Origin of the sequence: Phycobacter azelaicus, assembly GCF_014884385.1 — a bacterium.
Taxonomy (GTDB): domain Bacteria; phylum Pseudomonadota; class Alphaproteobacteria; order Rhodobacterales; family Rhodobacteraceae; genus Phycobacter; species Phycobacter azelaicus.
In genome coordinates this window covers 1282473-1293652 of the sequence record NZ_WKFH01000003.1, presented here as the reverse complement: position 1 = coordinate 1293652, position 11180 = coordinate 1282473, and the positions used below count along the sequence as shown (strand labels likewise).

At 62.7% G+C, this 11180-nt stretch carries 11 protein-coding genes; 7 read left to right on the top strand and 4 right to left on the bottom strand.

The genetic code is table 11. The annotated features are described in order from the left end of the window. Nucleotides 1-75: 75 nt before the first annotated feature. On the top strand, nucleotides 76-666 hold the full coding sequence (locus tag INS80_RS07190) for a glutathione S-transferase family protein (protein WP_192964981.1): 591 nt from the start codon (nucleotides 76-78) through the stop codon (nucleotides 664-666). Here INS80_RS07190 and INS80_RS07185 read toward each other — a convergent pair. Further along, the gene (locus INS80_RS07185) at nucleotides 639-1847 is read right to left on the bottom strand and encodes a TIGR03862 family flavoprotein (RefSeq protein ID WP_192964980.1); all 1209 of its coding nucleotides are present in this window, start codon (nucleotides 1845-1847) and stop codon (nucleotides 639-641) included. The genes INS80_RS07190 and INS80_RS07185 overlap by 28 nt on opposite strands. Before the next feature lie 68 nt (nucleotides 1848-1915). Between INS80_RS07185 and INS80_RS07180 the strand changes: the two genes are divergently transcribed. Further along, on the top strand, nucleotides 1916-2209 hold the full coding sequence (locus tag INS80_RS07180) for an HNH endonuclease (RefSeq protein WP_192964979.1): 294 nt from the start codon (nucleotides 1916-1918) through the stop codon (nucleotides 2207-2209). 235 nt (nucleotides 2210-2444) lie between these two features. On the opposite strand, the gene INS80_RS07175 is transcribed toward INS80_RS07180, so the two are convergent. Continuing rightward, nucleotides 2445-3056, bottom strand: coding sequence for an enoyl-CoA hydratase/isomerase family protein (locus INS80_RS07175; RefSeq protein ID WP_192964978.1), 612 nt, complete (start codon nucleotides 3054-3056; stop codon nucleotides 2445-2447). Continuing rightward, a complete protein-coding gene (locus tag INS80_RS07170) occupies nucleotides 3053-3802 on the bottom strand; it encodes an SDR family oxidoreductase (protein WP_192964977.1) in 750 nt (249 codons plus the stop codon). Before INS80_RS07170 ends, INS80_RS07175 begins: the two co-directional genes overlap by 4 nt. 159 nt (nucleotides 3803-3961) lie before the next feature. Between INS80_RS07170 and INS80_RS07165 the strand changes: the two genes are divergently transcribed. From INS80_RS07165 to lpxK, 5 genes are all read left to right on the top strand, one after another. After that, nucleotides 3962-5491 carry a DUF2125 domain-containing protein gene (locus INS80_RS07165; RefSeq protein WP_192964976.1) on the top strand — a complete coding sequence of 510 codons (1530 nt, stop codon included), beginning with the start codon at nucleotides 3962-3964 and terminating at the stop codon, nucleotides 5489-5491. 151 nt (nucleotides 5492-5642) lie between these two features. After that, nucleotides 5643-6989 carry a TldD/PmbA family protein gene (locus INS80_RS07160; RefSeq protein WP_192964975.1) on the top strand — a complete coding sequence of 449 codons (1347 nt, stop codon included), beginning with the start codon at nucleotides 5643-5645 and terminating at the stop codon, nucleotides 6987-6989. A gap of 19 nt (nucleotides 6990-7008) precedes the next feature. Then, the gene (locus INS80_RS07155; protein ID WP_192967220.1) at nucleotides 7009-7803 is read left to right on the top strand and encodes a 3'(2'),5'-bisphosphate nucleotidase CysQ; all 795 of its coding nucleotides are present in this window, start codon (nucleotides 7009-7011) and stop codon (nucleotides 7801-7803) included. Nucleotides 7804-7850: 47 nt separating this feature from the next. Then, entirely contained in the window at nucleotides 7851-9038 is a 1188-nt protein-coding gene (locus tag INS80_RS07150; RefSeq protein ID WP_192964974.1) for a 3-deoxy-D-manno-octulosonic acid transferase, read from the top strand. Then, nucleotides 9025-10029 carry a tetraacyldisaccharide 4'-kinase gene (lpxK, locus tag INS80_RS07145; RefSeq protein WP_192964973.1) on the top strand — a complete coding sequence of 335 codons (1005 nt, stop codon included), beginning with the start codon at nucleotides 9025-9027 and terminating at the stop codon, nucleotides 10027-10029. Before INS80_RS07150 ends, lpxK begins: the two co-directional genes overlap by 14 nt. A 113-nt stretch (nucleotides 10030-10142) precedes the next feature. Here the strand turns inward: lpxK and INS80_RS07140 are convergent, their stop codons facing one another. Then, nucleotides 10143-11180, bottom strand: a complete 1038-nt coding sequence (locus INS80_RS07140; RefSeq protein WP_192964972.1) for a YbaY family lipoprotein — start codon at nucleotides 11178-11180, stop codon at nucleotides 10143-10145.

Below are 11180 nucleotides of genomic sequence, written 5' to 3'. Positions count from 1 at the left end.
GTCCCAATTCTTATGCCTTGACGCTACGACATCCGCGCGCATCTGATGCGACCAACACATTTGGGAGAGAGACACATGTACACCGTGATCGGCAAACCGATGACCCGCGCCTTCCGCGTGATCTGGACGCTTGAGGAACTGGGTCAGCCTTACGAGCTGAACACCGCCGCCCCGCACAGCCCGGATATCGTCGCCGTGAACCCCTCGGGCAAGGTTCCGGCCCTGGTCGAAGATGGCGAGGTGATCACCGATTCCACCGCCATCATCACCTATCTGGCCGACAAGCACGGCGCGCTCACCGCCCCCGCAGGGACCATGGCCCGCGCCAAACAGGACGCCGTGATGCACCAGATCCTGGATGAGATCGACGCGGTCTTGTGGACCGCCGCCCGCCACAGCTTTGCCCTGCCCGAAGAGCAGCGTGTGCCCGAAATCAAGGACAGCCTGCGCTGGGAGTTCGAGCGCAACATCGCCCGGCTGGAGAAGCGCCTGACCGGCCCCTACCTGATGGGCGAAGACTTCACCGTTGCCGATATCATCTGCGTGCACTGCCTGAACTGGGCCTATGGCGCCAAGTTCCCAGTCGAAAGCCGCATCCTGCTGGACTATTCCAAGACGGTGCGCAGCCGCGAGGCCTTTCAGCGCACCGCGGCGTTGGCCAAGTAATCGACCGCGCCCCGCCCGGCCCAGCGCCCGGTGGCAAGGCAGGCAGTCAGCAGGTAGCCCCCGGTAGGCGCCTCCCAATCCAGCATCTCCCCGGCGCAAAACGTGCCGGGGACAGCTTTCAGCATCAACGCCTCATCCAAGGCCTCGTGGCAGACGCCGCCAGCGGTCGAGATTGCCTCGTCCATCGGTCGCAGCCCCTGGTGGCGTACAGGCAGCGCTTTGATCAGCGCCGCAAGTTCTTCCGGGTCCCGCGGCAGGGGCCGGGCGAATTCCTGCAAAATGGCGATCTGCACGGGCGGCAGTTTCAGCACCTTGCGTAGATGGTTCGACAGGCTCGCCTTGCCGCGTGGACGCTGCAACCGGCGCGTGACCTCTTCAACTGTCAGATCCGGCAGCAGGTCCAGGGTCAGATCCACCCCCTCCCGCACCTCTGCACAAATGGCGTAGATTCCGCCCCCTTCAAGACCGCGAGCAGAGATCACCGCCTCCCCGCGCGAAGACAGCGCCCCGGCCCGCAGCGCGATGCCTTTCAGGGGCGCGCCGAAATGCGTTTCAATGTGATCCGACCACGCCACCACCAGCCCGGCATTGGCCGGTTTGAAGGCCGCCAGTTGCACGCCCCGCTCCGCCAGCAACGGCGCCCAGGCCCCATCCGAGCCGAGCCGCGCCCAGCTTGCACCGCCCAGCGCCAGGACGGTCACCTTGGCGCGGATCGCCGCCGGTCCCTCAGGGGTGTCAAAGGTCAGGTCTTCACCCTCCCAGCCGGTCCAGCGCCAACGCGTCCGCCGCATAACGCCCAGTTCCTCAAGCCGCGCAAGCCAGGCCCGCAACAAGGGGGAGGCCTTCATTTCCTTCGGGAACACCCGCCCGCTGGAGCCAGTGAACAGATCGCGCCCCAGCCCGCGCGCCCAGTCCTGCACGGCACCCGCATCAAACGCCCGCACCATCGGCGCCAGCCAGCCCCGCGCAGCGCCGTAGTGACCGATCAGATCCTCGAAAGGCTCATCCTTGGTCAGGTTCAGGCCCGACTTTCCCGCCATCAGGAATTTGCGCGCAACAGAAGGCTTTGCCTCCGCCACCAGCACGGCATACCCGGCGCGCGCCAGCTCCTCGGCCGCCATCAAGCCCGCTGGTCCGGCGCCGATCACCACCGCATCCCACTGTTCCACCTGATCGCCCATGTCACCCCTTGCCTACGCCTGTTTCCGCCGCATCTATTGCACCCAAGCCGCAAAGACGAGAGGCCAAGATGTTAGATCCGATCTGCCCCCTCTGCCAACGCCCCATACCTGCGGATGTCCCGCAAAGCCTGCACCACCTCGTCCCGAAACTCAAAGGCGGCAAGGGCGGGCCGACCGTATTGCTCCACCACATCTGCCACCGCGAAATCCACGCAGCCCTGACCGAGGCCGAACTCGCCCGCGACTATTCCACCGTCGAAGCGCTGCACAGCCATCCCCGTCTTGCCCGTTTCATCACCTGGATCCAGAAACGCCCGCCCGGCTTTTCCTCCCGCGTCCCCGGCAAGCGGCGCAAACGCTAAGGCGCGCCGTGGCACCGGCAGCGGGTCAAGGCTGGCCAAAGGCCACCCTGCGCAGCAGGGCCAAAGGGCCTTGAAGCGATGGCGGAGCCAATACGCTTGATATGGCCCTCAGAGGCAGATCCTGCCTTCAGAGGGCCTCTCAGCAAAAGGAAACGCCGCGCATCAGCGCGGCGCTACGCCCAACGGGACGCGGGGCATGCAAATGCCCCAAGGACGGGCGGGAGCCGCCTTCCTCCTAGCGGCACATCTGCAGAATGCCCTGGGCTGTTTCGGGCTGGGCGGCCAGCGCATCACTCAGCAAAGCTCGGGCACTCTCCATCAGATCATCAGCCTCAACGATCCGGTCCACCAGCCCCCAGGCGCAGGCCTCTTCGGCCTCGATCTTTTGCCCACCGGCCAGGATCATCTTGGTGCGGGCAGGACCGATCAGCGCCACCATGCGCGCCGGGTCCGAAGGCTGCGGCAGGTAGCCCAGCTTCATTACCGGGTAAAAGAACTTCGCCGAAGGCACCGCAACACGGATGTCACAGGCAAGAACCATGCCGTTGGCACCCCCTGCCAACGTGCCGTTCAGGGCAGCGATCTTCAGGCAGGGCAGCGCGGCGATGGCAGCCGACAGCCGCTCCCACAGCGGCGAGGTTGCAAGACCGGCCCGTGCTTCATCCAGGTCAGCACCAGCGCTGAAGACCTTTCCAGTGCCTGTCAGAATAAACCCACGGGCGTCGCCCGCACGCTCGGCAATCTCGGCTAGCTCCGTCAGCATCTCCCCCGTCAGGGAGTTGGCCTTCTCCGGGCGGTTGATCGTGACCGTCCAAAGGCCGTCGTCTGAAATAGCCAGATCAATCATATCAGCCCAACCCGGCGGCGAATTGACTCATCGCGCAGGGCGATCTCCTGTCCAACATATTCATCTGCGTCGCCGCTGCACATCCAAAGCAGCGTCCGCGCCGGCCATTCGGCGGGAATGTGGTCTTTCCAGTTGAGCTCGCTCACCGGGTTTATTCCGCTGGCCTTGATCTCACGCTGCATCTGGGTGGCGACGGTTCCGGGAGACAGACCCATGGCACGGATGCCATTCTCGCCTTCCTCAAGGTGAAGCGCACGGGTCAGCATCGCCGCGCCTGCCTTGGAGGTGCAATAGGCGCTCCAGGCCTCTAGCGGATTATGCGCGGCACCGGAACTCACGGTGATGATTGTGCCGCCACCGGCCGGTTTCATCAGCGGCAGGGCCGCGCGGATGCCATAGAAGACACCCTTGATGTTGATGTCGATCAGCTTGCCCCAGGCCGCCGGATCCGCTTCCTCCAAGCGAACGATTGGGTCGATCACGCCTGCATTGTTGATAAGCACATCAAGGCTGCCAAATTGATCATGCGCCTTCTTCAGTGCCGCTGAAACAGCTTCGGGATCAGCCACGTCGCAGGCACAGGCCAGCGCCTTGTCGCCGATCTCTGCTACCAAATCCTCCAACGCCGCAGCGCTGCGCGCCAAGAGGACAACGCTTGCCCCCGCCGCCGCGAAAACCCGCGCCGCATCTGCCCCGATGCCACGGCTGGCCCCGGTGATGACAACGGTCTTGCCCTTCATATCCATGATTTCGCTCCCAAATCCTTCGGCCACCCCTGCGGCGGTTCCAATCCTGTGTATGTGGTAAACCGCCTAGGGGGAACGGTCCAGCCCCAGGCCCCCTTGACGGCAGGGACGCACCATCGGACGATGGTTGAAAATGCCGGCTATGAGAGGTTTCATCCAATGTCCATTTTCTTTGTGCGCAGCTTTGGCGCCACTGCCATGCTTGCTTTCTCGGCGCAGGGAGCGCTGGCCGATTTGAGCGCCCAGGACGTCTGGTCGGACTGGAAGTCCTACATGACAGGCACGGGCTATGAAATCACCGCCACCGAAAGCCAGTCCGGCGGCACCCTCACCGTTTCGGACCTGTCCATGATGATGCCGATCCCCGATGAGGAAGACGTGACGGCGGCGATCAGCATGCCGGAGATAAAGTTCACCGAGAACGGCGACGGAACCGTAAGCATTCTGCTGCCAGCAGAATTCCCGATGACCGTCCGCGCGAGCGAGGATGACGAGAAATTCACGGTTTCCGTGACCGTCGCCCACGATGGCACGCCGATGACAGTTTCCGGCGATCCAACGGCCATGACCTATGACTATGCCACCAGCCAGATGACTGTGACGCTGGACAGCATCGAGGCAACCGGCGAGGACATTCCGGCCGGGGCCGTCAAAGCCAGCGCAAGTCTTTCTGATTTTGTCGCAAAGACAACCTTGTCTGTGACCGATGCACGCAGTTACATGCAGAGCTGGACCGCGTCCTCTTTCACCTACAACATCGACGTCCGGGAGCCGGGTGGTGATGATCACGTTTCAGCGGTTGGAACGATGCTTGGGGTGGAAACCCTCGGCAACAGCACCGTGCCCACCGAGCTTGACAAGGCAAGTGACATGGCCGCGCTTCTGGCCTCTGGTTTTGGTGTTGACGCCTCCTTCTCTTATGCAAGCGGCAACTCCGCGATTTCGATCCAGGATGGCAGCGATAACTTTGCCTTCAACAGCACCTCTGGCGGTGGCGACATCGGCATGGTGATGGATGCAAGCAAGCTTTCCTATGACGTCAGCCAGAAGGATATGGACTTTAACGTCACCGGCTCTGATATCCCTTTCCCGATCGCACTGAGCATGGCCGAGGCGGGCTTCAACATCACCATGCCACTGGCCCAGTCCGAGGAAGAGCAGGACTTTGCCCTCGGCATTTCCCTGCGTGACTTTGCCGTGCCGGAAATGCTGTGGGGCATGATCGACCCAGCAGGCACACTGCCACATGATCCGGCAAGCGTGGTGTTGAGCCTCACAGGCAAGGGCAAGGTCCTGTTTGACATCTTCGATCCCGAAGCCATGGAGCAGGTCGAGGACGGCGACATCGCACCGGGTGAGCTGAACGCGGTCACAATCGAGCAACTGCTGGTCTCCGCCGCAGGCGCCAAGCTGACCGGCACCGGCGATTTCACCTTCAACAACGAAGATCTGGTCAGCTTTGACGGCATGCCTGCACCATCAGGTGAAGCAAACCTGTCCCTTAGCGGCGCAAATACGCTGATCGACAAGCTGATCGAGATGGGCCTGATGAGCGATGAAGATGCAATGGGCGCGCGCATGATGATGGGCATGCTGGCGGTTCCGGGTGAAGGCGAGGATACGCTGAACTCCAAGATCGAGATCACTGAGGATGGCAAGATCCTGGCCAACGGTCAGCGCCTGAAGTAACCAATCTCTCGCGAGGATGCATGTTTGGGACCGCCCCTGAGCGGTCCCTTTTTATTGGCATTTGTGGATCATTCTGCCCTCTGCCCTTGCGGCAGGGGGTCACTCTGGCTAGCTCTATGGCAACTCAGAATAACAAGATGGCCCTTTGCGCATGACCCAATCTCCCGAAACCCTCTGCCATGCCCTGATCGATGCCGCGCGCAAGGCTGGCGCCGATGCCGCCGATGCAATGGCCGCAGATGGCTCCTCGCTCAGCATTGAGGTGCGCGAGGGTAAGCTGGAACATGCCGAACGCTCGGAAGGCACGGATCTGGGCTTGCGGGTTTTCATTGGACAACGGCAGGCGCAGGTCTCCTCCTCGGACAGCCGCCCCGAAACCATCGCGGCCATGGCCGAACGCGCTGTCGCGATGGCTCGTGAAGCACCGGAAGACCCCTACGCAGGCCTCGCCAATCCCGAGCAACTGGCCAAGGGCTGGGATCTGGCGGCACTGGATCTCGTTGACCCTGCTGACGAACCCGCCCCCGCCGCCCTGCAGGACGACGCGCTAGCCGCTGAGGCTGCCTGCCAGGCCATCAAGGGCGTAACTCAGGTACAGTCGGCGGCAGCGGGTTATGGCCGCCACACGGTGTACCTTGCGACCTCAACAGGATTTGCAGGCGGCTACACACGCACCGGGCGCTCGACCTCATGCACAGGTATATCCGGCACCGGCACCGGGATGGAGCGCGACTATGATGGCGATTCCCGCACCTATCAAACCGATCTGCGCAGCCCCGAAGACATAGGTCGCACCGCGGGCGAACGCGCCGTGGCCCGGCTTGGCGCGCGCAAGCCCAAGACCGGCAGCTATCCGGTCCTGTTCGACGAGCGGATTTCCTCTTCTTTGATCGGGCACCTGTTGTCGGCAGCCAATGGCGCGGCCATTGCGCGTGGCTCTTCCTGGCTAAAGGACTCTCTCGGCCAGCAGGTTCTGCCCGCGCATCTGTCGGTGATCGAAGATCCACACCGCCCCCGGATCGCCGGCTCCCGCCCCTTTGATGGCGAAGGACTGCCCACCCGGCGCCGTTCCATTATCGAGAACGGCGTGCTGACCGGCTGGACGCTGGATCTGGCCTCGGCCCGCAAGCTGGGCATGCAAAGCACCGGCAACGCCGCGCGCGGCATCGGCTCGGTGCCATCACCGTCGAACTGGAATATTGCGCTGACCGAGGGCGATCAAAGCCGCGCCGATCTGATCGCGGGCATGGGCACTGGCCTTCTGGTGACCTCGCTGATCGGATCGACCATCAACCCCAACACCGGGGACTATTCGCGCGGCGCCTCGGGCTTCTGGGTGGAAAACGGCGAAATCGCCTACCCGGTCAACGAATGCACCATCGCGGGTAATCTGATTGAGATGCTGATGCGGATCGTGCCTGCCAATGATGCGCGCAGCTATCTGTCGCGCGTGGTGCCATCGCTGCTGGTCGAGGGGATGACGCTTGCCGGCAACTGAGGATCTGCAGATAGGCGACATGTCGGATCTGGATCTGCTGACCCGCGCCGCAGAGGCTGCGGGTGAGATCGCCCTGCGCTTTAGCGGGCCAGAGGCGCGGCGCTGGGACAAGCCGGATGGCCAAGGCCCCGTGACCGAGGCTGATCTGGCGGTCAATGCTCTTCTGGAGGAGATGCTGCCCGCCGCCCGACCCGATTATGGCTGGCTGTCCGAGGAAACCGAGGACAGCGCAGACCGGCTAACACGAGACAGCGTTTTTATCATTGATCCCATCGACGGCACCCGCGCCTTTGCCGAAGGGTCCCGCACCTGGGCGCACTCGCTTGCCGTGGCTAGGGGTGGGCGGATCACCGCCGCCGTCATCTATTTGCCCCAACGCGAACGGATGTATTCGGCGGCTTTGGGGCAAGGCGCTGCTCTGAACGGCATCGCGATCGAAACCAGCGCCCTCACCGACCTTGCGCAGGCCGATGTGCTGACAGCACGGCCCAATCTTGCCCCGGAACACTGGAAAGGCCGCCAGCCGCCCGGTTTCAACCGCAGCTATCGCCCCTCGCTCGCCTATCGCATGGCCAAGGTGGCCGATGGCCGTGCAGGCGCCATGCTGACCCTGCGACGCAGCTGGGAATGGGATATCGCCGCCGGTGATCTGATCCTGCGCGAAGCCGGCGGGCGGGCCAGTGACCGATTTGGAAGCGATCTGCGCTTCAACAACCCTGTGCCACTGCTTGATGGGGTGGTGGCCGGGCCCAAGGCCCTGCATAAGGAGTTGATCGCGGCGCTGGATCCGAACGGACCCGGCATAGGCGGCTGACCCGCTTTTGCGCGCCACCTGATGACTGGAATTGACGGACTGACACCATGGCCCTCAGCGAAGCCTCCATGCCAGACCAGACCGGCCGCCCGGACGGCGAAGTGTTGTGGGTCCATGCCACCAGCACCGAACGCTTTCTGGCGCTCTGTGATCTTGGCGCCCGGCTGAAGACGGCCCGACCAGATCTTGTGATCCTGGGCACCTGGGAGCCAGACATGGTTGTGCCCGAGGATACCGAAGGCTGCGATATTGCTGCAGGTCTCCTGCCTCCGGATACCGTAGTGGATGTGCGTGCCTTTCTGGACCGCTGGCGTCCTGACTTCTGCATCTGGTCCGGTGGCAGACTGCGCCGCACCCTGTTGCGCCGTATGCGCGAGCAGGAACTTGATGCGCTTTTAGTAGATGTTACGGAGGACGAACTGCCCAGCCGCACCAGCCGCTGGCTTCCTGATCAGCGCAAACGCATGTTTGATGGGTTTTCCGCGATCCTAACAGCCGATCCCGTCGTGCGCGCCCAGCTTTTGCGCATCGGTTTGTCACCGCAGAAAGTACAGGTTTCCGGGCGTCTGCGGATATCGACCACCCCACCGGGCTGCAATGACGACGACCTTGAAGACATGCAGAGCACGCTGGGAAGTCGGCCCGTCTGGCTAGCTGCCCATGTGCGCCCCGATGAATTGCCAATGGTCCTGGAGTCACAGCGGATCGCGCTTCGGCTGCTCCATCGGCTGATACTGGTCCTTTCCCCGGACGGTGCCGCCAACCTTGAAATCTTTCGCTCGGCCCTGCGCGACAGTGGATTGCAATTTGCCGATTGGGAGGCCGGAGACGTGCCGGATGACTACACCCAGATCCTATTGACCGATGGAGAGGAACTGGGTCTTTGGTACCGTCTTTCACCGGTCTGCCTGATGGGTGGTAGCCTCTTGCGCGGGCGCGAGGGGCATTCTCCCCTCGATGCGGCCGCGCTTGGCTCGGCCATCCTGCATGGGCCCGGAACGGTGCGCCACCAAGAAATCTATGCCCAACTGGCCGAGGTGGGCGCCGCCGAATGTATCTACACGGCACAGGAACTGGCTGAAATGGTGCTGCATCTCTCCGCCCCGGATATGGCCGCCGAAATGGCCCTTGCCGGCTGGGAGGCCGTGACTGAAGGCGCGGCAGTGACGGATGAGTTGATCGACCGGGTGCAGGACCTTCTGGATGAGCGGGAGGCCCATCATGCGACCTCCTGAGTTCTGGACCAAACCGGTCGGCGCCTTTGATCTACGCTCAACGCTCCTTGCGCCGCTCGGCTGGGTCTACGCGGCTGCAACCCGCTCTCGCCTTTCAAAAGCGACGCCGGAACGCATTGGGGTTCCGGTCATTTGCGTTGGCAACCTGAACGCAGGTGGCACTGGCAAAACCCCCACCGTGATCTGGCTGATCGAAGCCTTGCGCGCCATGGGGCACACACCCCATGTGGTCAGCCGCGGCTATGGCGGCAGCATCACTGGCCCCGAAGAGGTGGACCCGGCGCGGCACAAGGCGTCACACACCGGGGACGAACCGCTGTTGCTGGCCGCCTTTGCCGATGTCTGGGTCGCCCGCGATCGCGCCGCCGGAGCGTGCGCGGCCGCGGATGCGGGTGCAACGGTGATCCTTCTGGACGACGGTTTTCAGAACCCCGCATTGGCAAAGGATCTGTCCCTGGTGGTGGTGGATGCGGCGCGGGGCTTTGGCAACGGCCGCTGCTTGCCCGCAGGCCCCCTGCGCGAACCGGTGGCCGAGGGGCTGAAGCGCGCCGATGCCGTACTCTCCATCGGTGATCCTGCAGCGCAAGAGAAGTTCGCCCGCCTGTGGGGCCAAGCCATCGGGGATCTGCCTCACGTCACAGGGCACCTCGCCCCCCTGCCAACTGGAATGCCCTGGCAGGGAACGCGGGTTCTCGCCTTTGCCGGGATCGGCTATCCGCAAAAGTTCTTTGACACGCTCAAAGCCCTCGGCGCCGATCTGGTCCGGGCCGAGGCGCTGGATGATCACCAGACCCTTCCAGCAGCGCTGCTGACACGGCTGGAAGCGGAGGCAAAAGCGCTGAACGCCCAGCTTGTCACCACCGAAAAAGACGCCGTACGCCTGCCTGCGAGTTTCCGCTACAAGGTGATCACACTACCCGTGCGCCTTGAGATCGAAGATGCAGATACTTTGACGGATCTTGTGAAACGGAAGGCACCACGGCCAGCTTAGCCGGAATAAGCGAAAACACTGTAAGGTCTGCTTTGCGGTTTTTTCCGCCGTTGGGCCACAGGCAAGGATTCTACACGACGAAAGAATCGATTTGTGAATCCTTTGGTGGCTGATCAGGGCAGCGCCACGGCCTCGAGAAACGCAACAGTTTTTCCCTCCGCACTACGCAACTCCATCGTGGGACCTGTCACGATGACCTCGCTAACCGAGGCTATGCCCTCGGTCCATGCCCGTTCGACCTCATCGAGCGGCGGTGGGCAAGCCATCATGGTCATGGGGCCTGCAGCCAGCTTGAGTGATGGGACATCGAATGAATAGCTTCCATTGACGGTGTTGCAGCCAATGGTTGAGGTAAATGCCCCTTCATCTGGACGCAGGATGATGTGCGGCTCTCGCCGATCCTCGGCGGCCTCAATCGTTGCGCCGCCAATCGACAGGATGCGCCAATAGGTGTTTTCGACATCCGCGTCGGCCATTGCACGCTCACAGGTCATCCCGGGCACGAACCCGGCAAGCCGGTCAATCACCAGCATATCGCGCCGACCGCCTTCCATGCCGTCGCGTTCGACAATCTCTCCGTCCAAGACGGCAACGACCGAAGCCATCGGCTTAGGCTGCGCGTCGAGGTAACCGCGTTCCGCAATGGGATACGCACCTTCCACAGCAACTGGATAGGTTTCCTCTCCTCCGCATGTGGTAAACGTCGCAGCATCCGCGAAATACACGAACTCTCCGATCATTCGGCGGGGCGGTTCAGCCAGAACCTGTACCTGCACCATGGTTATCGACACGTCGGTGCCCGCGCCATCCGATAGGACAGGGGTATGAGTGTCAGTCGTGAACAACAACCGCTCGCCCATCCGCAGACTGGCGCGCACGGTATAGCGCCGTCCATCCTGTATTGCGTCTGGGTTATAGGGGATGATGATGTCGTATGGCGGGTTGCCCGCCTCGTTCATGGTTACCTCACTGATGATTTTTGCCGGGGCGTCCATCCGTGATACGTCTTCAAGTTGCACCTCAAGGGTCACACCGGGCGGCATGGCAATCCGTTCGCGGTATGTGACTGATCCGCTGATCGTCTCCGCGGCATTCGCTCCACCTACCGCTATGACAAACGCCGCCGCGAGAGTAGATACAAGTATCCGCAT

What these genes read in the sequence shown, in the direction of transcription:
- INS80_RS07175 (WP_192964978.1), bottom strand. Translation starts at nt 3,056, where the DNA reads ATGATTGATCTGGCTATTTCAGACGACGGCCTTTGGACGGTCACGATC.
- INS80_RS07180 (WP_192964979.1), top strand. Translation starts at nt 1,916, where the DNA reads ATGTTAGATCCGATCTGCCCCCTCTGCCAACGCCCCATACCTGCGGAT.
- INS80_RS07150 (WP_192964974.1), top strand. Translation starts at nt 7,851, where the DNA reads ATGGCCCTCAGCGAAGCCTCCATGCCAGACCAGACCGGCCGCCCGGAC.
- INS80_RS07160 (WP_192964975.1), top strand. Translation starts at nt 5,643, where the DNA reads ATGACCCAATCTCCCGAAACCCTCTGCCATGCCCTGATCGATGCCGCG.
- INS80_RS07190 (WP_192964981.1), top strand. Translation starts at nt 76, where the DNA reads ATGTACACCGTGATCGGCAAACCGATGACCCGCGCCTTCCGCGTGATC.
- INS80_RS07140 (WP_192964972.1), bottom strand. Translation starts at nt 11,180, where the DNA reads ATGCGGATACTTGTATCTACTCTCGCGGCGGCGTTTGTCATAGCGGTA.
- INS80_RS07170 (WP_192964977.1), bottom strand. Translation starts at nt 3,802, where the DNA reads ATGGATATGAAGGGCAAGACCGTTGTCATCACCGGGGCCAGCCGTGGC.
- INS80_RS07165 (WP_192964976.1), top strand. Translation starts at nt 3,962, where the DNA reads ATGTCCATTTTCTTTGTGCGCAGCTTTGGCGCCACTGCCATGCTTGCT.
- lpxK (WP_192964973.1), top strand. Translation starts at nt 9,025, where the DNA reads ATGCGACCTCCTGAGTTCTGGACCAAACCGGTCGGCGCCTTTGATCTA.
- INS80_RS07185 (WP_192964980.1), bottom strand. Translation starts at nt 1,847, where the DNA reads ATGGGCGATCAGGTGGAACAGTGGGATGCGGTGGTGATCGGCGCCGGA.
- INS80_RS07155 (WP_192967220.1), top strand. Translation starts at nt 7,009, where the DNA reads ATGTCGGATCTGGATCTGCTGACCCGCGCCGCAGAGGCTGCGGGTGAG.